General features: G+C 66.0%; 17 protein-coding genes. 6 read left to right on the forward strand and 11 right to left on the reverse strand.

The window, feature by feature from the left end; genetic code table 11:
- The first annotated feature begins 102 nt into the window (after window positions 1-102).
- The 3 genes from WDB66_RS14065 (at window position 103) to WDB66_RS14075 (ending at window position 1629) form a co-directional block, all read left to right on the forward strand.
- Window positions 103-507 carry a hypothetical protein gene (locus WDB66_RS14065; RefSeq protein ID WP_339399241.1) on the forward strand — a complete coding sequence of 135 codons (405 nt, stop codon included), beginning with the start codon at window positions 103-105 and terminating at the stop codon, window positions 505-507.
- 174 nt (window positions 508-681) lie between these two features.
- Complete coding sequence (locus tag WDB66_RS14070) at window positions 682-1134, forward strand: hypothetical protein (protein ID WP_339399242.1); 453 nt, start codon at window positions 682-684, stop codon at window positions 1132-1134.
- Between the two features lie 141 nt (window positions 1135-1275).
- On the forward strand, window positions 1276-1629 hold the full coding sequence (locus WDB66_RS14075; RefSeq protein WP_339399243.1) for a hypothetical protein: 354 nt from the start codon (window positions 1276-1278) through the stop codon (window positions 1627-1629).
- 13 nt (window positions 1630-1642) lie between these two features.
- On the opposite strand, the gene gspE is transcribed toward WDB66_RS14075, so the two are convergent.
- The 4 genes from gspE to rhlB all read right to left on the reverse strand — a co-directional run bounded on the left by gspE (window position 1643) and on the right by rhlB (window position 8202).
- Entirely contained in the window at window positions 1643-3130 is a 1488-nt protein-coding gene (gspE, locus tag WDB66_RS14080; protein WP_339399244.1) for a type II secretion system ATPase GspE, read from the reverse strand.
- The gene (gene gspD, locus WDB66_RS14085) at window positions 3123-5174 is read right to left on the reverse strand and encodes a type II secretion system secretin GspD (RefSeq protein WP_339399245.1); all 2052 of its coding nucleotides are present in this window, start codon (window positions 5172-5174) and stop codon (window positions 3123-3125) included. Before gspD ends, gspE begins: the two co-directional genes overlap by 8 nt.
- A gap of 218 nt (window positions 5175-5392) precedes the next feature.
- On the reverse strand, window positions 5393-6388 hold the full coding sequence (locus WDB66_RS14090) for a type II secretion system protein N (RefSeq protein WP_339399246.1): 996 nt from the start codon (window positions 6386-6388) through the stop codon (window positions 5393-5395).
- 35 nt (window positions 6389-6423) lie between these two features.
- On the reverse strand, window positions 6424-8202 hold the full coding sequence (rhlB, locus tag WDB66_RS14095; RefSeq protein WP_489670870.1) for an ATP-dependent RNA helicase RhlB: 1779 nt from the start codon (window positions 8200-8202) through the stop codon (window positions 6424-6426).
- Window positions 8203-8514: 312 nt separating this feature from the next.
- Here rhlB and trxA point away from each other — a divergent pair, with 312 nt between their 5' ends.
- Together trxA and rho are read left to right on the forward strand one after the other, a co-directional pair.
- The gene (gene trxA, locus WDB66_RS14100) at window positions 8515-8841 is read left to right on the forward strand and encodes a thioredoxin TrxA (RefSeq protein WP_339399247.1); all 327 of its coding nucleotides are present in this window, start codon (window positions 8515-8517) and stop codon (window positions 8839-8841) included.
- 95 nt (window positions 8842-8936) lie between these two features.
- A complete protein-coding gene (gene rho / locus WDB66_RS14105) occupies window positions 8937-10655 on the forward strand; it encodes a transcription termination factor Rho (protein WP_489670871.1) in 1719 nt (572 codons plus the stop codon).
- Window positions 10656-10914: 259 nt separating this feature from the next.
- On the opposite strand, the gene WDB66_RS14110 is transcribed toward rho, so the two are convergent.
- The 7 genes from WDB66_RS14110 to WDB66_RS14140 form a co-directional block, all read right to left on the reverse strand.
- Entirely contained in the window at window positions 10915-11427 is a 513-nt protein-coding gene (locus WDB66_RS14110) for a GNAT family N-acetyltransferase (protein WP_339399248.1), read from the reverse strand.
- Window positions 11424-11714: a DUF6916 family protein gene (locus WDB66_RS14115; RefSeq protein ID WP_339399249.1), complete on the reverse strand. Its 291-nt coding sequence runs from the start codon at window positions 11712-11714 to the stop codon at window positions 11424-11426. Before WDB66_RS14115 ends, WDB66_RS14110 begins: the two co-directional genes overlap by 4 nt.
- 22 nt (window positions 11715-11736) lie before the next feature.
- Complete coding sequence (locus tag WDB66_RS14120) at window positions 11737-12090, reverse strand: hypothetical protein (protein WP_339399250.1); 354 nt, start codon at window positions 12088-12090, stop codon at window positions 11737-11739.
- Between the two features lies 1 nt (window position 12091).
- A complete protein-coding gene (locus WDB66_RS14125; RefSeq protein ID WP_339399251.1) occupies window positions 12092-12613 on the reverse strand; it encodes a phage tail protein in 522 nt (173 codons plus the stop codon).
- A 14-nt stretch (window positions 12614-12627) separates the two neighbouring features.
- On the reverse strand, window positions 12628-13131 hold the full coding sequence (locus tag WDB66_RS14130) for a phage tail protein (protein ID WP_339399252.1): 504 nt from the start codon (window positions 13129-13131) through the stop codon (window positions 12628-12630).
- A gap of 11 nt (window positions 13132-13142) precedes the next feature.
- Window positions 13143-13649: a phage tail protein gene (locus WDB66_RS14135; protein WP_339399253.1), complete on the reverse strand. Its 507-nt coding sequence runs from the start codon at window positions 13647-13649 to the stop codon at window positions 13143-13145.
- A 91-nt stretch (window positions 13650-13740) separates the two neighbouring features.
- On the reverse strand, window positions 13741-20127 hold the full coding sequence (locus tag WDB66_RS14140) for an Ig-like domain-containing protein (protein WP_339399254.1): 6387 nt from the start codon (window positions 20125-20127) through the stop codon (window positions 13741-13743).
- 157 nt (window positions 20128-20284) lie between these two features.
- Between WDB66_RS14140 and WDB66_RS14145 the strand changes: the two genes are divergently transcribed.
- The gene (locus tag WDB66_RS14145) at window positions 20285-22288 is read left to right on the forward strand and encodes an ATP-binding protein (RefSeq protein ID WP_339399255.1); all 2004 of its coding nucleotides are present in this window, start codon (window positions 20285-20287) and stop codon (window positions 22286-22288) included.
- Window positions 22289-22338: the final 50 nt, after the last annotated feature.

Consider the following 22338-nt stretch of genomic DNA (forward strand, 5'->3'; position numbering starts at 1 on the left):
TCAAATGCCGTGAAGCTGGCGCTTCACAAAACCATGCCGTCAGGGGTTGACGGGGGAGTCCATACATGAATTGTTAGCTGGCGGTGCCGGCAGGAGATTGAAATGCATTGGTACGCACTGAGCAAAACAAGCGGAATAGCAACGCTTTGCGCAAGCGAAAGTGATGCACGAAAGGCTGCGCAGGAATACGACGAGACATGGCCGATGGCGGCCCCGCATGTTGCAACGCGCCTGCAACCGATCGATGCATACGACGGAATAGACGTCGCCGAAGAATTGCGCAACGTGCTGAGGTGGGAAGAAAAACGCATGGGCGCGGTGTCGGCTGGCGTGCTTAAGGAAGTAATTGAGCGGCTGGGAAAGATGCTTGTACCGGCTAACTACAATTCGATGATAAATCGCTGCGTAATCCGACAACCTAATCCAGGATTTAGCAGCACGTTCAGAAAAAATCTCACATTAGATCAAACATTTGCGGGATCTCCACCACCTAATCCCACCACCTAATCTGCCCGCATTTGCAGTTCAGCTGAGGTCGCGGATCCATTCTCGCACAGGGTGGATGGGTGGACAAACAGTATCGCCGAGGCGCTCCTGCGGGCGTGGCATCGATTCCGGCGCCCTTGATGGTCACGAAGTCGGGTCGCTTGTGGTCTGGAGGCGCGGATTATGGAGAAATGCATGTATCAGCGGATTTTTCTGTGGGTTGTTCTGGTGGCTGTGCTTGCGGGCGTGGTCTGGTTTTCGTTCAACGGAGCCGAGTCATCCGCCCCGCCCGGGCTGGCCGCCGGCATCACGGCGGCCGCCCAGCAGGATGCTCTGGCAGAAGACCGCGCTGCACCCGCCCCGCTTCCTGCGATGGAGCTGGCATCGCTGCGAACACGCGTGATTGGCCATCCAGATCGCTGGAATATCGGTATGCGCAGGCAGTTGCTCGCGCTGGACCCCGCACAATTGCTCGATCTGCTCGACGACGACGAAATGCTGGTCCGTGAGGATGCCCGGCATCTGGCCGAGGAAATTTTCAGCGTCTGCGCCTTCGGGATCGCACGCGCCTCCTTGCCCGAAGATCAGGCCGGGCAAGTTTCCCGCCTGGCCCTGTCACTGGATTCACCCGGAAACACATGGTGCTAGCGCCTGCTCGGCGATGAACACGGGTCTGTAGCCTGGGATCGCCTGAAAACCCTGCTGGCGCTGGCGCAGCACGCTGATCCTGCGCATGTCCCGTATTACCAACGTGCCATCGAGGCCGCCGCCAGGGCCGATGGCAGTCTGTTGTCTCTGCTGCTGGAAGACGATTCCGTGCAGGTGACTGCGGCCTTGGCTGCAATGCTGGACGCGGGCGACGACAGCGTCATTGCGGACTGGAACAGCGTGGAACAACTGGACATTCAACAGCAAAACCAGATCTGGCACGCGCTGTGGCATGGCCTGGATTGCCAATGGACCGGCCACTGTTCGGAAAACAGCTTCGCCGTGGCGGCGTTGTGCAACCGGCCCAGCTTCCAGTGCGATGCGGGCGCTGATTACTACGCCATCGTTCGCCGCAGCCTGAGCCCGGCCCAGTTCGAAGCGTTGACGATGCTGATGAACCGGATCAATGCCTGGCGCCACCAGCACGGCGGGTGAGTGGTTCGAGCCGCTACTCGTCCCGCGTCACCCGCAGCACTTCATCGGCGCTGGTGATGCCGGCGATGACCTTGTTCCAGCCGTCTTCCAGCATCGCGGGCGTGTTTTTGCGGGCGTGGCGCAGGAGGTCGGCTTCGGAGACGCCTTCGTGGATCAGGCGGCGCATGGTTTCGTCGATGACGATCAGTTCGTAGAGGCCGGTGCGGCCTTTGTAGCCGGCATTGCGGCCGGCTGCTTCGGGGCCGGGGCGGTAGAAGCGCAGGTTGGGATCGAAGGGTTTACCGAAGGCGGCGCATTCGGCTTCGCTGGGGGTGTAGCTTTCGCGCGTGGCCGGGTCGAGCACGCGCACCAGGCGCTGGGCGAGCACGCCGAGCAATGAGGAGGAGAGCAGAAAGGGTTCGATGCCCATGTCGTGCAGGCGCGTGACCGCGCCGACGGCGCTGTTGGTGTGCAGAGTGGACAACACGAGGTGGCCGGTGAGGCTGGCCTGCACCGCGATTTCGGCGGTTTCCAGATCGCGGATTTCACCGACCATGACCACGTCCGGGTCCTGGCGCAGGATGGCGCGCAGGCCACGCGCGAAGGTCATGTCCACGCGCGCGTTCACCTGGGTCTGGCCGACGCCGTCGAGGTAATACTCGATCGGGTCTTCGACGGTCAGGATGTTGCGGGTGGCGTCGTTCAGGCGCGTCAGCGCGGCGTACAGCGTGGTGGTTTTGCCGCTGCCGGTGGGGCCGGTGACCAGCAGGATGCCGTGCGGGCGGTGGATCAATTGATCGATGCGCGCGGCGGTGGTGGCGTCCATGCCGAGCTGCGAGAGATCGAGGCGGCCGGCCTGTTTGTCGAGCAGACGCAGCACGACGCGTTCACCGTGACCGGCGGGAATGGTGGAAACACGCACATCGACCGGGCGGCCGGCGATGCGCAGGCCGATGCGGCCATCCTGCGGCAGTCGCTTTTCCGCGATGTCGAGCTTGGCCATGACCTTGATGCGGCTGACCACCGGCGCGGCGACGGCTTTTTTCGGTGCCAGCACTTCGCGCAGCACGCCATCGACGCGGAAGCGCACGACGAGTCGATTCTCGAACGGTTCGATGTGGATGTCCGAAGCGTTTTCGCGCACCGCTTCGGTCAGCAGCGCGTTGATCAGGCGGATGATCGGCGCGTCGTCTTCGCTTTCCAGAAGATCGGTGGGCTCGGGCAACGCCTCGGCGATCTGGTTGAGATCGAGCGCATCGTCCATGTCGGCGGCCACGGCCAGCGCGTCATCGGAGCCGCCTTCGTAAAGGCCGCGCAAGAGGCGTTCGTAGGCATCGGCATCGAGCCGTTCGAGCTTCAGCGGCAGGCCGGCGCTGCGGCGCAGTTCGGCCAGCACCTCGGGTTTGACGCCCGGGCGGCAGGCCACGCGCGCGGCGTCGGGCTCGAACGCGACGATCGTGGCGCCGTGACGCCGGGCGAATCCGAAGCCCGGCCGGGTGCGTGCCGGCGCGGTTTCAGTCATCGGCGGCGGGCCTGTCCGGCAGGTCGGGCATGATCGGCGGCGGATTGCGGAACAGATCGCGCGGCGCGATGTCTTCCAGCTCCGGCAACAGCGGCTGCTTGTCGCCGCGATAGCGCAGTTCCTTGTTCTCGCGCATGCGCAGCTGCTCGGTGCGCAGGTAGTTGTATTTCTCGCTGGATACCGCCGCCTCGGTGGCAGCATCGCGCAGGATGATCGGGCGCAGGAAGATCATCAGATTGCGCTTGCTGCGGGTCGCGCTGCGGCTCTTGAACAGGTGGCCGAGCACCGGGATGCGGCTGACGCCGGGCACGCCCTGCATGCTTTCGCTGGTTTCCTCCTGCTTCAGCCCGCCCAGCACCAGCAGGCCGCCATCGGGCACCAGCACGCTGGTGGTCAGCTCGCGCTTGTTGGTGATCAGGTCGACCGCGCCGGCCACGGTACTGGCCAGGGCCGAGACTTCCTGCTTGATCTCCAGCCGCACCGCGTCGCCTTCGTTGATATGCGGGGTGACGGTCAGGATCAGGCCGACATCCTTGCGCTCCACGGTCTGGAACGGGTTGTTCGGCAGGTTGCTGCCGCCGCTGGAGGTGTTGGTGTACTGGCCGGTCAGGAACGGCACTTCCTGCACCACCTTGAACTGCGCCTCGGTGTTGTCCAGCGTCACCACGGACGGGTTGGACAGCACGTTGGCGCGGCCATCGCCACGCAGCGCCTTGACCAGCGCGCCGACCTGGAAAATGGTCGTGGTGCCATCGCCGGTCGGCAATTCAATGCTGCCTCCGACCCAGCCCAGGTTCATGCCGTTGCTGCCGGCCAGTGCACCGAGCGGATTGGTCATCGCGCCCAGGATGCTGCCGGCACCGCCGACGCCACCGTAGTTGGTGCCGCCGATGTAGCCGCGTTCGCCATCGAAGTTGGTGCTCTGCCACTGCACGCCCAGCTCGTCGGCCAGCTCGTCGGTGACTTCGGCGATGATCGCTTCCACCAGCACCTGGGCGCGGCGCACATCGAGCTGGCGCACCACGGCGGAAAGATCGCGGAACACGGCCGGGGCGGCAGTGATGATCAGGGCGTTGGTTTCACCATGGGCCTGGATCGTCGCGCTCTTGACCGCGCCTTCGCCGCCGGCCTGGCCGGTCAGGGTGCCGGCGACCGAATCCAGGATCGGCACCAGTTCCTCGGCCTTGGCATTGCTCAGATAGATCACCTGGGTGTTTTCGCCGCCATCCAGGGGGGTGTCCAGATGCGCGACCAGGCTGCGCAGGCGCAGACGGTTGGCGCGGTCGCCGGAAAGCAGGATCGAATTGGTGCGCTCATCCGCGATCAGTTTCGGCCCGGCGTTGCCGGCACCGTTTGCGGCAGCCCCGTCGAGCGTGGTCAGCGTGCGTGCCACTTCGGCGGCACTGGCGTGGCGCAGCGGGATCACTTCGACCTCGGCATCCGAGGCGGTGTCCATGCGCCGGATCAGCTGCATCAGGCGCTCGACGTTGCCGGCGCGGTCGCTGATCAGGATCGAATTGTTGCCGGGGTTGGCGGTGAACGTGGCCTGCTGCGGCGCCAGCGGGCGCAGCAGTTTCACCACATCATCGGCCGACACGTGCTGCAGCGGGATCAGCCGCGTGACCAGCGCATCCGGGCCGCCGCCGCCATTGCCGACGCTGCCGTCCTGCGCCGCGACCGCATCGGGCACCAGCTTGATCATGTTGCCGGCCGACACCGCGGCAAAGCCGTGCACGCGCAACACCGACAGGAAGGTTTCGTAGATTTCCGCAGGCGTCTGCGGCTTGGCCGAAATCACCGTGACCCGGCCTTCCACGCGCGGATCAAGGATGAAACTCTTGCCGGTGATTTCGCTGACCGTCTGCACCAGCACGCCGATGTCGGCGGCGCGCAGGTTCAGCGTGTGGCGGCCGTCGGCGGTCGCGGTGCTGGCCGGTTCCGCTGTGGCCGGGGTCACGCCGGGCGGGGTTTGCGCGTGCAGCGGCAGGACAAGCGCCAGCAGGGCAGCACAGGCGATGGTGCGAAGGGGGCGGGATGAGCGCATGGTGCGGGACTCTTCAGACAAGCCGATCCCCTCTCCCCCGCTGACGGAGAAAAGGGACAGGGTGAGGGGCGAACGGCGGAGCCGCGAATGCTTTTGACTCGCGGCAGGAAAAGCCCCCCTCACACCAACCTTTTCTCCCGCTGGCGGGGGCGAGGGAGCAAGCAGGGCGAGCGGTGGACTTGAACGCATGGTGTCGATGTTTCCGTGATGGCCCAGGCTTACAGGCCAAGCTGAAGTTTGACGGTCTTGCCGTCACGTTCGACATCGACCTGCACCTGGCGCGCGTCGCGCAGGTTGGCGAGCAGTTCGCCCTGGCGGGTCGGGCTGTCGAGCGGGATGCCGTTGACGGCGGTGACGATGTCGTTGGGTTTCAGGCCAGCCTTTTCCAACAGATCCGAATCGCGCCCGACACTGATCCGCACGCCGCGCATACGGCCGTTGACGAAGGCCGGGATCACCTGCACCTGCTTGGCCAGTTCCTGCACATTCGGCAGGTTGGTGGTGCGGTAGGTCTGCATATCGACCGCGCCCGGCGCGATCACCGGATTGACCGAAAGCGAACCCATCACCGAACCGCTGCCACCGGGCAATGGCGCACGGGCCGGAGCGCGGACCGGAGATGCGGCAACACCGCCGGAATCGGTGACGCGCAGGCTCAGGGTTTCGTTGACGCCGCCGCGCGACAGCACCACGACGCCGGCCATGATCTGTTCCAGCTTGGCGTCACCGGGCAGCAGATCACCGACACGGTAGGAGCGGTCCACGCCCTGCTCATCGGCAATGATCGCGATGCCGCCTTCGGGCCGGGTTTCGTTGAAAGTGCCGCGCAGGGTGAGCTTGAGCGCGGTCTCCTGCATCCGGACCTGGGCCAGCGTGGCCAGATCGATGCCGGCTTCCGCCGTGCCGAACAGATGCCATTTCGCCAATTCCCCCTGACCGGCCGTCTGCACGGTCTGGCTGGGGGCCGGCACCGGCGTGGCGGCCGGCAGGTCCGGCCCGAGCAGCAGCAACCAGACGAACTGCACCGCCTTGAACACGAAAAACACGAAGGCCGCGGCCACGGCCACGCGCGCCAGCCAGGAGGAGGCGCGCAGCGGGCGGGGCAGGGTCAGCGCATCGAGCATGAGCAGGGCGAAGCCGGGTGGTGAAGCGCTGAACTGTAGCAAACCGTCCCGCATGGCGTCGCGCCGCAGCGGCCCGGTGGTGGGCACCACGGGCCGCATCCGCTGTTACACCTCCGCAACAGGCGTCAGTGACGGCCCGGGGGGCGGTTGAAGAAGCGCCCGACCCGGCGCTTCAGGCGCGACAGCAGGCTGTCGTCCTGGGTGCTGTCCTTGGCAGGAGGCGGTGCGGGCGGAGTGGCTGGTTCGATCCGGTCGCCGTGCAGTAGTCGGGCCTCGACACGCTCGCGCGCTTCGCGCTGGCGACGTCCGCCACGACGGCGGCGCGGCTTGCGCGCTGTGGCGTTGTCGCCCTCCGCACCGGCGGCGGGCGCGGGATGTGCGGGCTTGGCTTCCGCGCCGTTGCTGTTGTCGGCAGCGGCTGCGGCGTTGCCGCCATCACGCGGCGGACGACGCCGCGAGGAGGAGCGCGCGGCACCGCCTTCGCCGCCAGCGGCACGTTCGCCATGCGCAGCACCGGCGGCATTGCCACCGGCACCGCCACCGCTGCGGCGTCGACGGCGTGGCTGGCCTTCACGCTGGCCTTCGCGTGCGCCCCGGCCACCACGGCCACCATCGCGCTTTTCGGCCGCCTTCTGTTCGTGCACCTCGCGGAAAATCTCGCCGATGCTGTCGCCTTCTTCCTCATCGCCATCGCCGCCTTCGGGGCGGACGCGTTCGGGGCGCGGCAAGGCGGTCATCAATTCCGCAGTGACCTGACCAACCGGGATCTTCTGTTCGATGTAGGCCTCGATGTCGGGCAGGCTCATCGCGTACATCTCGCATGCGAAGCTGACCGCATCGCCTTCCTCGCCCAGACGCGCGGTGCGGCCGATGCGGTGCACATAGTCTTCGGCGTCGAACGGCAGGTCGTAGTTGTAGACGTACTTGATGCCGTCGATATGCAGGCCGCGCGCGGCCACATCGGTGGCGACGAGGATTTCGAGCTGGCCGGCCTGAAAGCGGCGCAGCAGGCTCTCGCGTTTTTTCTGCGGCACGTCACCGCTCAACACGCCGACGCGGTAACCGGCCTTTTCCAGCGCCCGGGCAACGCGCTCGACGAACACCTTGGTGTTGACGAACACCATCGTGCGCGCGCCTTCACTGCGTGACAGCAGGCCCAGCAGCAGCGGCAGTTTTTCCTCGTTGGCCGGGAAATAGACGATCTGGCGGACCCGCGCCGCGGTGATGGTTTCCGCTTCGACGACGAGCTTTTCCGGCTCGTTCATGTGCTCGTAGGCCAGTTCCAGCACGCGGTGGCTGAGCGTGGCCGAGAACAGCAGGGTCTGGCGCGTGGTGCGCGCCGGCATACGGCGCAGCAGGAAACGGATGTCCTTGATGAAGCCCAGATCGAACATGCGGTCGGCTTCGTCCAGCACGCAGATCTCGCAGGCGTGCAGCGAGACCACCTTGTGCTGCTTGACGTAGTCGATCAGGCGCCCGGGCGTGGCGATGATGACGTCGGCGCCCTGCTGCAGCAGTTCGCGCTGCTTGTCGTAATCCACACCGCCGTAGACCAGCGCGAACTTCAGGCCCAGATCAGCGCCCATCTTCACCGCGTCCTTGTGGATCTGGATCGCCAGTTCGCGTGTGGGCGCCAGGATCAGCGCGCGCGGATCTTCCGGCTTGCGCTCGGCCAATGCCGGCCGCGCGAGCAGGCGGTTCACCACCGCCACCAGGAAGGCCAGGGTCTTGCCGGTGCCGGTCTGGGCCTGACCGGCGACATCGCGGCCGGCCAGCGCCACCGGCAGGCTCATCGCCTGGATCGGAGTGCAGCGGGAAAAGCCGGCGGATTCGAGGCCGTTCAGCACGGAAGGTTCCAGCGGAAGGCTGGAGAAGGAAATATCGGTCAGCGGTTTGTCGCTCATGGGTTCCCTGATGGAAAGGCGTGGCTTTCCCTGGTGATGTGCGGTGGCCGGCGCAGAGGCTCAGCTCGCGGGAGGAGGAAATCGCGGAAGGGCCGTTTCGTCCCTGACATGCCGCCGGCTCATCTTGCATGAGCCTGAAGCGTACGGCCAGATTGCCGGGCAGCGGATGGCCTGCGGATTATAATCACCGGCCAACACTCCGTCGCAGGCGGCTGCCGGAAGCCGGCAGAGGCCTTGAAAAGGCGCCAGCGGCCACCAAGTGTAGCCGATACGGCGCCTTCCGGCGTGCCCATTCCCCCACAGGAGACCCAGATGAGCGACAACGTGATCCACGTCGGCGATGCCGATTTCGAAACCCAGGTACTGAATTCGGAGCAGCCGGTGCTGGTCGATTTCTGGGCCGAATGGTGCGGGCCGTGCAAGATGATCGGGCCGATCATCGACGAACTGGCCGATACCTATGCCGGCCGGGTCAAGGTCGCCAAGCTCAATGTCGATGCCAACCGCCAGACGGCGGCCAAGTTCGGCATCCGTGGCATTCCGGCGCTGCTGGTGTTCAAGAACGGCCAGATCCAGGCCAGCCAGGTCGGCGCCGTCGGCAAGGCGCAGCTGGCACAGCTGATCGAAAGCGCGATCTGATTTCCAAACCGGCATCGCGGCGGCAGGGCGCCAAGCGCGCCCCGCCAGCCCGGGCCGGTGCCGAAGCGACAGCATCAGCATGAATCGACGCTGCAATGCGTCTTTACGCCGCGCAGCCGGCGGTGTACCGTGGAACCCTGCTGCTGGCGCGCGTCCGCGCCGCTCCTTCTGATTTTCGACTCCCCCTTTCTCCCACTCGCACCTCAGGCGAGATCATTCCCGTGCAAGAAAACGAAACCGATACCCCGGTGGTCGATTCGACCGCTGCTGCGCGCGCCGGCAACGACGCCCAGCCCTCCACTCCCGCACCTGCCGCCACTTCCGAAGGCGCCGCCTCGGCGTCGGACGATAGCGGAGGCAACGCCCCCTCCAAGCCGGCCTCCGGCAATGGCGGCGGCGGTAGCAACCGCAATCGCAACCGTGACCGGCGCGATCGCCGGCGCGGACGCGAGCGGCCCAATGAGCGTCAGCAACGCGATAGCGACGACGACGGCGAGGATTTCGTGCCCGAGCCGCAGCGCGCGCCGGTCGCGTTGCCGCCGGATTTCCCGACCTACAGCCTGGCCGACCTCAAGCGCATGCCGGCGCACAAGCTGCTCGACATCGCCGAGCAGCTGGGCATCGGCGAGAGCGTGGCGCGCCTGCGCAAGCAGGACGTCACCTTCGCGGTACTGAAGATCCTGACCCGCCATGGCGACGGCGTGGCCGCCGATGGCGTGTTGGAAATCCTGCCCGACGGCTTCGGTTTCCTGCGCTCGGCCGATGCCAGCTACCTGGCCGGCCCGGACGACACCTACATCTCGCCCAGCCAGATCCGCCGCTTCAACCTGCGCACCGGCGACTTCCTGACCGGCCGCATCCGCAGCCCGAAGGACGGCGAGCGCTACTTCGCGCTGGCCAAGGTCGACACCATCAACGGCGAGCCGCCGGAAGCCTCGAAGAACAAGGTGCTGTTCGAGAACCTGACGCCGCTGTTCCCGCGCGAACGCTTCCATCTGGAGCGCGGCAACGGCTCGTCCGAGGACATCACCGGCCGCATTCTGGATCTGGTCGCCCCGATCGGGCGTGGCCAGCGCGGCCTGATCGTCAGCCAGCCCAAGGCCGGCAAGACGATGCTGATGCAGAACGTGGCCCAGGCCATCATGCACAACCATCCGGATGTGCATCTGATCGTGCTGCTGATCGACGAGCGCCCGGAAGAAGTCACCGAAATGCAGCGCAGCGTGCGCGGTGAAGTGGTGTCCTCCACCTTCGACGAACCGGCCGCACGCCATGTGCAGGTGGCCGAGATGGTGATCGAACGCGCCAAGCGCCTGGTCGAACACAAGAAGGACGTGGTGATCCTGCTGGATTCCATCACCCGCCTGGCGCGCGCCTACAACACCGTGGTGCCGTCCAGCGGCAAGGTGCTGACCGGCGGTGTCGACGCCAACGCGCTGCAACGCCCGAAGCGCTTCTTCGGTGCCGCACGCAAGGCCGAGGAAGGCGGCTCGCTGACGATCCTGGCCACCGCGCTGATCGAAACCGGCTCGAAGATGGACGAGGTGATCTACGAGGAGTTCAAGGGCACCGGCAACATGGAAGTGCACCTGTCCCGTCGCATTGCCGAAAAGCGTGTCTACCCGGCCATCCACATCAATGCCTCCGGCACCCGCCGTGAGGAACTCCTGATCGAGCCCGACTACCTGCAGAAGATCTGGATCCTGCGCAAGCTGCTGCATCCGATGGACGAGCTGGCCGCGATGGAGTTCATGCTCGACAAGATGAAGAACACCAAGACCAACGAAGAGTTCTTCAGCTTCATGAAGCGCTGAGTCCGATCCGCGCTTCCACACGAACGCCGGCGCCTGCCGGCGTTCGCGTTTGTGCAACAGGGTCCAACGCGCCCAAACGTGTTTGCGTGACCGCGAGGGTGCGAATCGGTGGCATCAAGCAACTGTCTGGTCCGTCCTCGGCTGATGACACGAGGCAGATCGTCGGCATCGCTGCGATTTGCGCGCGCCGTGCCGGAGATGCCGCGCCGGTTCCAAGCATCGGCAACGCCTGTTCCGGCTCGCCGCGGCGCGAGGGGGCTCAGCCCGCGTTCGCGGACCAGCGCATCAGATCGTAGACCCCGTGTTCACCGACCCGGATGAATCCCAGGCGCCGGTAAAGCGCCATCGCAGGGTTCATCTTCTCCACATGGATGCTGACATTCAGGGTATGGGACTGCGCCAGTGCGCAGAGCGCGTGCAGCAAGGTGCCGCCGATTCCAGCACCACGATGCTCGGGCAGCAGGGTGATATCGACGATGCGCAACTCGTCGTGGCGCCAGTGCAGGTAGAGTCGCCCGACTACCTTCCCGTCCTGCTCGATGACGAAGCGCTCCGCGTCTGCGTAATGGATACCGTAGTGCTGATGCTGGGCGTGGAACTGGAAACTCAGGAAAGCCGCCTTCTGCGCATCGTCCCAATCGGTTTGCGCCAGTTCCGCGGTGCGGGTGCTGGCGTAGATCCGTTCCAGCAACGGCATGTCATCCGTGGCCACCGGCCGCAGCCCCAGGCCGGAAGGCAACTCGAGCTGGGTGCCGCTGGGCGCCGTCCTCACGTGAAAACGGCCTCGTAGCGCATGCCTTGTGCGTCTGGCCCTAGGCAGACCAGAAACAGGTCCTGCGGCGGGAGCGCCGGATGCAGCACGCGATAAATGCCCTGATCCAGCACCGCACCCGGCGGGCCCCGCCAGACCAGCGAAAACTGCCGGCTCAGCCGACCTGCACCCTGGGCTTCGCGCAGGCTGCACGCCTCGATCAGCGTCGCAATCCGCTCGCCACCGTCCACTACGATGCGGAAATCCTGCCCCACCAGGGGCTCGAACATGTCCAAAGAAAATGACATTGCCGGTGCTGCCGTCAACGCTTCAGCCCCGCGCCCGGCGCAGGCGATTGATGCACGCCACCGCGCCCGTCGCGCCGGGTTGCAGGTACAACGGGTTTTCGCTGCCGCCGCAACGCAAGGCCTGGATCCCGGCAGCGCTGAACTCGCCCTGCAACACTTCGAAATGCAGATCGGCCTGCATCGTGTCCCGATCCACACGCACCGCCTCGACCTGCGTCAGGCGCAGGCGCAAGCCCTCGTCCGAGACGAACTCCTCGCCCAGCCATGCGCGCGGATCGTCCAGCAAGGCCGGGCGGCGCGCGGCGGACACGGCCAACGGCAGCGCCGTCCCCGTGGCGGCAACACCGGCACCCAGCAGGAAGTTTCGGCGTTTCATGTCAGCTCCTTGGTGGAAAGACGCCCTGCAGCGCGATACAGAAGTAGAAGGTGAGGTACGGCATCATGTTGTTGTGTGGCTGATCTCCACCACTTGGTATCAATGCCGAGGGTGACATCGGCACCGCGCCCACTGGAGCGCCGTACAACAGGCCGCCGGTGGAGCGCGCCAGTGCCGAATCCGGCGTCGGGATACGATCGTCACCGATATCGTTGACCACGACCAGCGCATGCGTGTGTGCCGGAATCTCCGATTCCAGCAGCGTCACGGTTTCACTGCCACCGGTCTCACCCAGATCGTGCAGGCTCAGCCCCGGCCCTTGGCTCGGGTGCATCGGAGCCCGGCCTTGCAGGTCCGGCAGCGCGAAATTGGACTTCCCATTACCGCCGTAGGTCGTGCCCAACAGCGAGAACAGCGCGGTGTTCTGTGACAGCGGCAGCAGCTGTCCATCACACCACGCCCACCCCTTGGGAGCGAAGTTGAAGGGGAAGATGCGGATCTCCGCAACAAATGGGTCGGCCATGGTCTTGCGTCCGCTCAGGTGGGCGACGGGAAAATCCCGAACAGTGAAATGATGAAATTCACGCACAGGTAGGGCTGGAAATTGGTATGTGGCTGGCTGCCACCCGTGCTCGTGATGGCCTGGGCATTCAATGCCGTGCCGGGTGCGCCGACGAAGTACGGCGTTGCCGTGGCCGGCGCCGCCAAGACGTTGCCGGCCGGGCTGGTCGTCGTGGCCGGATCGGTGGATACCAGCAGCGGATGGGAATGGGCCGGTATCTGCGAGGTGTTCAGGACCACCTCCTCCACGCCGCCGGTTTCAGCCAGGACGTAGCTGTTCCCCTGATGGATCGGCAAGCGTCCACGCAGGTCCGGCAGCGCAAATGTGCTCTGGCCGTCGCCGCCATAGGTCGTACCGATCAACTGGAACAAGGTTTCGTTGTCGGCAATCGACAGCAGCTGCCCTTCGCAGAACATCCAGCCACCGGGCGCGAAATTGCCGGCGAACATCCGGATTTCTCCAACATAGGGTTGGGCCATCGTGGGGCTCCTCAGGTCGGGGATGGAAAAATGCCCTGCAAAGCAATGCAGAAGCTCAGCGTCAGGAACGGTTGCATATTCAGGTGTGCCTGGCTGCCACCGACGTTGGACACACTGCCGGCATGCAGCGTCGACAGCGCCGTGGCCGCCCGATAGGCCTCGAAATTGCTCGACGCAGCCGGTATCAGGCTGCTGCCTGGAATCATCTGCGCCCCGGCGGCGGCACTGGCCATGGCGTAATGCGTGTGCATAGGCAGTTCCGCAGTCGACAGGCTATGCGCTTGCTCCCCACCCGACTCACCCAGGGTGTGACCATTGCCGACGTGGATCGGGGTACGTCCGCGCAAATCCGGCAAGGCGAAATTCACCTGGCCATTTCCGCCAAAGGTGGTGCCCAGCAACGAAAACAGCGCCTGGTTCTGGTTGATCGGCAACAGCTGGCCGTTGCACATCGCCCAGCCCTTGGGTGCGAAATTGAAGCTCATCAATCGCACTTCACCCAAAAACGGCTCTGCCATATGTTCTCTCCGTCAGCGGCACCGGTCCGGTGCCAGTTCGACCCTTGCTGCCCGCCCGCTCATGACGGGCGGGGCCGATTGTCTTTCCTGCTCAGGCCGGCGGCGCAGGACAGGTGCCATTGGGGACGACCGTGACACTCCCGGCCACCGCTGTAGTGGTTCCGGTCGGATGGTTGTCCTGCAATACCTGGGCGGCGGAATCGGAGCCGGATGCACCTCGCTCCAGTTGCACCGCACCCGGCACCACCTGGCGGACCCGGATCCCCGGGCCGACGACGACGTTGTCGCGGACGTTCAGGCACCCCGTGCCACGCCGTGCGCTGATGTCGCTCGTCACGCCGACGCCCGGATCGAAAACCGCGATGTCGTTGTTACGTACCGTCGCACTGAACATCGGCGTGGTGTTGGCATCCGGAGTATCAACGAGGATCGGGCGGGTCGCGCCCTCCATCAGGACCGTATTGGCCTCGATCACGATATTGGCGCGCGAGACCTGGCTGATCGTGCTGGTCAGGTACGCGATGATCGCGTGGTTGGTCGCCGTTGCCGGCGCGCTGACGGTGTTGCCGTCAATGCGCGCGATCAATCCGACCGCATCGCCGGGTAGGGCGTTGGCATTGCCGGGAACCTGACCCACGAAGATCGAGGTACCGCCGAAGTTGTTGAGTGTGTTGCCGGTGATCTGCGTGGCCAGACGGGCATTGCCGCCGTTCTGGATCACGAAGCCCTCGCTCCCCGCCGTCAGCCTGCGTGCAAAGGATTCGCTGATGCGGATCCACGCCACGGCGTATTCCAGCACCGAGGCCTGGACCGCCTGCGACCCGTTGTCACGGAACAGGCAACGCTCGATGTCGATGCTGGAAGCCGCAGTTCCTCTGGTTTCAATCTGGATGCCGTCGACCGCCGCACCATCAATGCTGCACGCGGCCACATCATCGGCAGGATCGAGGGTGTTATCGCCTTCACTGACCGCGATCGTCCCGTCGATGAGCAGCTCCATCGTGCCCCTCTGGTTGTAGATTTCCAGATTGTGTTCGACCCCCCCGCTGATGCGGACATTGCGAATCAACGAATGCCCCTGCAGGCCATTGGCGAACACCGGGCCGGGCAGGCCGAATACGATCGGCGCTTCCACCGCCGCCGCGTTGTCGCCGATGACGCCGTCGAGCACGCTGTCCTGCAACACGAAGTCGGTGACATTGCGGCCGATGATGCCAGAGTTGCTGAAACCGCTCAGATGCATCCAGCGCAGCGAAACGCCGGCGGTGTCCTGCAGCACGATGCCGGAACCCGCAGTCAGCTCGCTGGCGTCGCTGCCGGATTTGTTGGAAATGCTGCCACCCGAACCCGGTGAGCCATTGCCCTTCACCACCAGCCCGCCGTCGCTGCCGGTGTTGCTCAGCGCGATGCCGACGCTGCTGCCACCGCTGGACGTGATGCTCCGCAATTCCAGGTTGGCCGGCCCGATGCGGGTGTCGCTGACCTGCAGTGCAGTGGCCGTGGTGGTGCTCAGGGTATTGAGCAGCGAGCCGGTGGTTTCTGGATCGCAGGGATACTCGTCGCAGATTTCGATCGTGCCTCCCCCCGTGGCGACGAAAGCCGGCGCGGCGCCGGTCGACAGGCTCAGGCCGCCGGCCAGGCGCACGGTGGCGCCGGTATTGTTCGTCAGCCGCACGCCCTGGCCGGTGCTCGACACGGGGCCACGCAACACCACCACGCCGCCGGTGGCGTTTTCGATGTCCAACGGCCGCTGCCCGGGGCCGGCGAAGACACTACCCGCATAGTCCAGCGTGACGCTGCCGCCGGAGATCTGCCACGCGGTGCCGTCCGAGCCCTCCAGGCTGCCACCGCCCAGATGCGCAATGCCGTCGACATTGCTCAGCACGATGTTGTTCGGCCCGCTGGAGGAACTGATCTGGTCGAAGGCATCCAGCCCACTGATCTGCGCGAGGGTGCCCGCGGAAAGTGCCAGCGCCTGACCACTGCCGCTGATGCGGTTCTCGGCCAGCGTCAGCGTGCCGAAGCCGTTGCCGGACAGCGCCGCACCGGTGGTATGGCCGATCTCGATGCCACGCACGGTGTTGTCGGTGTCAAGCACGATACCCGGCGTAGCGACACCATCCGTGGTCAGCAGCGGCCGCGTGCCACCCACGGTGGGCCGTGGCAGGCTCTCCGTCGGCACGGTGATGCCGAACAGCGCATCAAAGCTGGCGGCCGTCGCGGCCTGGCCGATCAGCCGATGCCCTTTGAGCAGCGTGAAGCCGCCGCTGTAATTGCCGCTGGCGACAAAGATGCTGTCATTGGCCCAGGCAACGCCCAGCGCGGCAGCCACTGACTGGAACGGACGCGCCAGGGTGCCATCACCGCCGACCGGCGCGCTGGCATCGACAAACCAGATGTGCGGGCCGGACAGGGCCAGCGACACGGTGGCGGTAGTGCACTGGCGCGGCAGCGGCACGCCCTGATCGCAGACCTCGATGTCGAAGCTGTCGTTGTGAAGGGTGTTGCTGCCGGTGGCCGGCGGATCGTAATGCCAGCTGCCGTCGGCGAAAACGCTGTAGCGGCCTCCTTGCGCACTGGGCTGGCTGGTCTGCGGCGAGAGCTCGAACGGCGCCGCATCCGGTCCGTCGACATCGGTGACATGGGCCAGCAGATTGTGCGCATGCGAGGCGGGAATCCGGATGCCGATGTGGCGGTGTACCGGCACATTGGTCGGCGCCACAACGACGGGTGGATCGTTGACGGCGGCCACGCTCAGCATGAAGTCGACCGGATCGGACGTATCCCTTCCCGCGTTGGCCGTACCGCCATCATCCTGCAGGCGCACCGTGACGGTAGCCGTTCCGAAGGCGTCAGGCGCTGGAGTGAATGAGAGGTTGCCGCTCACGGCATCGATGGCAGGCGCCACCGCGAACAATGCCGGGTTGTCGTGGCTGACGATGAAGCTCAGGCTCTGGGTGCCATCATCCCCGTCATGGATGCCGCTGGCCCAGGGCAGATCCTGAGCGCCGGAATCCTCCAGCACGCCGACAGGCCCGCCCGAGGTGAATCCGGGCGCGTCATTGATGCCGGTCACCTGGATGCTGAAGCTGCGGCTGAAGCTGTCACTGCCGCCATCCGCGTTGCCGCCATCGTCGTGCAGCGTCGCGCTCAGGCTGGCACTGCCGTAGGCACCGGGGGCAACCGTATAAGTGAGCGTTCCGGTGGCCACATCGATGGCAGGGGCGGTACTGAAGGCCAGTGTCGCGTCGCTGCTGTCCAGGCTGACGGTGAAGCCGGTCAGCGTCTGGCCGGACTCGTTGGCCGGCCCGGTGACCAGGTTCGACGCGAAACCCGCCACGGCCTGCGCACCGGCATCCTCAAGCACGGCCGGTGCCGCCGCCGGAAGGTCGAAACCAGGCGGGTCATTGATGCCCTGGATGATGATCTCGAAAGTCGCCTCGCCGGAGGTGTCGGCACCGCCATTTTCGGTGCCGCCATCATCGCGCAGGATCAGCGTGATGCTGGCAGTGCCAAACGCGTCCGTCACCGGTTCGAAGGTCAGCTGGCCGCTGTCGGCGTCCACGTGCGGGCCGCTGGCAAACAGCTCGGGGTTGCTGTTGTTCTGGACGATGAACTCCAGCGCCTGCACCTCATCCAGATCACCGTCATCGATGTTGCTGGCCAGCGGTCCACTGTAAGGGCCGGAATCCTCATCCACCGCGACCGGTCCGCCCACGGTGAAGGTGGGTGGGGAGTTCACCCCCAGCACCTCGATCGTGAACGTTCGCACCTCCGAGGTGTCGATGCCGCCGTCTGCGGTGCCGCCGTCATCCACCAACCGCACCGCCACGGTCGCACTGCCGGAGGTGTTGGACTGCGGGGCGTAGGTCAAGGTGCCGGTTCCCGCATCGATCTGCGGTGCCGTGGCGAATGCCAGACTGCCGCTGGTCGCAGTGACTTCCAGCGTGAACGCCATGGTCTGGGCCGCTTCATCCGACGGTCCGGCGCTGATCGCGGTGGCGAAGCCGGCCACGCTCTGGGCGCCGCCGTTTTCCAGCACCGACGGCGCGACGGCCGGAATCGTGAAATCGGGTGCGTCGTTGACCGGCGTGATGTTGATTGAAAACACCTCGGCATCCGACGTGTCGCTGCCGCCATCGGCAGTACCACCGTCATCGCGCAGCGCCAGCGTGATCTGGGCGCTGCCATTGGCATCCTGGGCCGGGGTGAACGTGAGCGTGCCGGTGGCGGCATCCACCGCAGGTGCAACAGCGAACAGGCCAGGGTGGCTGTTGCTCTGGACCACGAAGGCCAGCACCTGGGTGCCGCCGTCGCCATCGTCGATCGCGGTGGCCCAGCCCGACACGGCGTGCGCGCCGGTATCTTCCAGCACCGTGACGTTCTGGCCCGGCTCGAAGCTCGGCGGATTGTTGATTGCTTCGACCGAAATCGTGAAGGTCTGCGGCCCGGACAGGTCCTCGCCGCCATCGGCGGTGCCGCCCTCATCACGCACCCGGACAGTGAAGCCCGAGTTGCCGCGTGCGCCGGTCGCCGGGGTGTAGCGCAGCGTCCCGGTGGCAGCCTCCACATTCGGCGGCACGCTGAACAACGCGGGATTGTCGATGTCCGAGACCTGGTATTCCAGCACCTGCTGCGTGGATTCGTTGGCCGCACCAGGATCGAACACCGCCCAGCCGGCTACCTCCGCTGCGCCGCTGTCCTGCAGCACCGGCGGCGGGTTCGAGGCGGCAAAACCCGGGGCATCGTTCACCGGCCTCACACTGATGTTCAGCAGATGCGACAAGGAGCTGTCCTGGCCACCCAGATCGGTGCCGCCGTCATCGCGCAACAACACGGTGATCTGGGCCGAGCCATTGGCGTCAGCGGCCGGGGTGAAAGTCAGATTGCCGGTGCCGGCATCAATCGCCGGCGCGGTGCTGAACAGTGTGGGGTTGCTGTTGACCAGCACGAACTCCAGCCCTTGGCCGCCGCCATCACCGTCGTCGATGGCGCCCGCCCAAGGGGCATCGAAGGCAGCCGAATCCTCAACAACCTCGACATCCGCCCCGGGTGTGAAGGTGGGAGGATCGTTCACATCGACCACGGTGATGCTCATCGACGCGGTGGCGTCCAGCGGCGGGCTGCCGCCGTCGCTGACCCTCACCTCCAGACTGAAGGGGGACTGTGCCGGGGTGATGGCGCTCGCGTCCGCCACGCTGATCTGACCACTGGCGGCATCGATGGCGAAGATCGCCGCACCGCTGCCACCGATGATAGCGAACGTCAGTTCACCATTGACGCCAGCATCCGGATCGCTCGCCACCACCTCCCCGACAGCGCTGCCGTCGGCGGCGGTTTCCCGCACGCTGAAACTCTGCGCCGCGAGCGTTGGCGCCTCGTTGACATCGCTCAGTTCGACCCACACCTGCCACGGCAGGCTGAAACCGGGCAGCGCCGCTGCGGTGACGCTGAATTCAAGCTCGAACTGCGGCTGGGTTTCGAAATCCAGTTCGCCCGAATTGGCCACCGTCAGCTGGCTGCTGGACGGATCAAAGGCGAATGCCGTGGCCGGCAGCTGGCTGTCCAGCACCAGCTGCAGCGCCGCGCCCAAACCTGCGGTATCCGTCACGACCGGACCCAGCACCGTGCCGTTGGCGGAATTCTCCGCCAGCGACCACTGTGACTCCAGATGCGCCGGCAACAGCTGCGACAAGCGGGTTTCGCTGACATCGATGCGGAAGTGCGCCTGTCCTGCAGATGCGGCGGCAAATACCTGACGGATGTCGATCGGCGGTTCATCCGCGCTGGCATCGTTTGCCGGATCGGTCAGCAGCGGGCTTGCGGGCCATTCGCCAATCTGCCCATCCAACACATGGGCGGCGGCCCAGACCAGACCGCTCAGGCCCGCGGCACCGACGACCAACAGCACCGAAAACAGCTGCGGATGGCGGCGCCCCAGCCGCACCACGACGATGGCCAGGGCCAGGGCCAACAGCGCCAGCGCGCCTACCGATGTGGTCGGAATCAAGGTGGGGGCCGCGCTGCCACCCAGCCCTTGCACCAGCACGGCATCGGTCATGTCGGCGCCGTCCAGCAGCGCACCGCGGCTGGTGAACACCAGGCGCCAATCCCCGCTCTGGCCCGCACCGGCGCCGAATGCCGCCAGCGGTGCTCCCAGTTCGATGACGTCGAAGCTTTCCGGACCCTGATCGAAACCGACCGCATAGGCACCGGCGATCGGCGTGGGCGCTAGCATGGCGCCGGCTTGGCAACGCGCCAGGTCCTGCCCCGATACACGCGGCGCTTCGACCGCGACGTGTGCGCTCAGTACCGCCTCGATGCCGCTGATCGTCCCTGCGGGCGTGGTGATGGTGCAACCGGTAGCGGGGTTGTTGTCCTGGTCCACATGGACCGAATAGGTATAGGTTTGCGCGCTGCCAGACGCACACCACGCCGCCCACAGGATCAACGCCGAGCCTGCTCGGAAGAAACCCATTTTCGTCCCCTTGGTTGCGCCCGGACGGGACACTTCCCGTGTTGAAGGCGGCAAAAGCGTATGCCTTTGCCGCGACGTTGTCGATAACGTCATGGAACAACGCTGCGCGACTGCCACTGCTAGAGTTCCTTCGATCCGCGATCGAGTCGTAGCTGCCATGTCACTGCGCGCGAAACTTTTGCTGCTTGCGCTTTCCACCCTGGTGCTGCCGGTGGCCGGCTGGTTGCTGGTGCGCCAGCTCGAAGTACTGCTGCGCGAGGGCCAGGCCCAGGTGCAGCTGGCTTCGGCGCAGATGCTGGCGCGCGCGGTGACGATGCAGGGCGATGTGTTTCCCGTCGCCGGGCCTGCGCTGTTCGTGCAAGCCGCCAACGCGCCACTGGTGCTGGATGGCTACGACCTGGACTGGCGCAGCCAGGATCTGCTCGATCACGGCATCACGCCGGGCCTGCGGCTGGCGCTGGCCCGTTCCGAAAACCAGTTGCACCTGCTTGCGACGGTGCACGATGCCAGCCGCGTGCGTGCCGATGCCCACTGGCCGCAGGCCGCCAGCGCCGACCACCTGCAGCTGGCGATCGAGGACGAGCACGGCCTGCATCGCCTGCGCCTTGCCAGTGCCGCGCCCGGCCCGCTGATTTCGGTATCCCTGGAGGGCGAGGGTGGGCCACGGCTGCGTGGGGAATGGCAGGAAGACGCGCAGGGCTACCGGATCGAACTGCGCTTCCCCCCCGGCTATCTGCCGCAGCGGCTGGGGCTGGACGTGGTGGATTTCTCCGATCCGGCTCTGCCGCCCCGACGCTTTGGCAGCGGCGCCGAACTGGCCGAAGGCCGCTGGACGGTACAGACCGCACCGCCCGGCCTGCAATTGCTGTTGGCACAACTGTTACCCGAAGGCGTGCAGGCGACCTTGACCCAGGCCGATGGCTGGGTGCTGGCCCGCGCCGGCGAATTGCCGTTGGATCCGCCGCAGGGCCGCACACCGTGGTGGCGCAGCCTGCTGTACCGCCTGCTGACACCGTCGCCACCGGCATCGGCGCCGCAGCACGCCAGCCCGATGCGGCTGGACACGCCGGAACTGTGGCAGGCGCTGTCGGACCGGCCGGCACTGACCTGGTACGAACTGGACGAAGGCCGTGGCCTGATGCTGGCCAGCGCGGTACCGATCCGGATTGATGGCCAGGTGCGCGGCGCACTGCTGCTGGAACGCCCCGGCGAAGCCCTGCTGCTCAGCGGCCAGGCATTGACCGGCCTGATGCTGGCCACAGTGCTGGCGATGTCGGCGGTCGGGCTGGTGCTGTTCGCCTTCGCCGGGCGCCTCAGTGCGCGTATCCGCAATCTCAGCCGTGCCGCCGAACGCGCGATTGCACGCGAAGGGCGCGATGCCGAAGCCGGTTTCGTGCCTTCGCGCGCCGGCGACGAACTGGGCGATCTGTCGCGAAGTTTCGGTCGTCTTCTGGAAGAGGTCGGCGCCTATTCGGACTATTTGCGCGGTCTGGCCGGCACCCTGTCGCATGAGCTGCACACACCCATCGCGGTGGTGCGCTCGTCGCTGGAAAACCTCGAGTCCGAACCGCTGCACGAATCTGCGAAAACCTATGTCGGCCGCGCCCGCGATGGCGTCACGCGGCTGGCAGCGATCGTGCGCGCGATGAGCGAAGCCAGCCGGGTGGAACGCGCGATCGCGCAGGCCGAGGCCGAGAATTTTGACCTGCGCGCGCTGCTGGCCGACTGCGCCGAAGGCTATCGCGCGCTGCTGGCGCCACGCACGCTGCAAACCATGCTGCCGCCCCAACCGCTGCCGTTCCGTGGTGCGCCGGATCTGATCGTGCAGGCGCTGGACAAGCTCGTCGATAACGCCAAAAGCTTCTGCCCACCCGATGGCTGGGTGCTGCTCGCGCTGGCGCAGACCGCCAACGGGGTCGAGATCGCGGTCGCCAATGCCGGCCCGCCGCTGCCGCCAACGATGCAGGAGCGCTTGTTCGATTCGCTGGTCAGCCTGCGCAGCAATGCGCAACGCGGTGACGGCAGCCCACATCTGGGCTTCGGCCTGCATGTGGTGCGGCTGGTGGCGCAGCGTCATCATGGTCAGGCGCGCGCCGCGACACTGCCGGGCGGCGACGGGGTCGAGTTCCGCCTGGTGCTGCGCGGCATGGACGCGGATTGAGCCCCACACAGCACACTGAACGCGGCGACTTGACCTTCCCACGATGGGAA

The organism is Denitratimonas organivorans (assembly GCF_037478135.1).
Taxonomy (GTDB): domain Bacteria; phylum Pseudomonadota; class Gammaproteobacteria; order Xanthomonadales; family Xanthomonadaceae; genus Denitratimonas.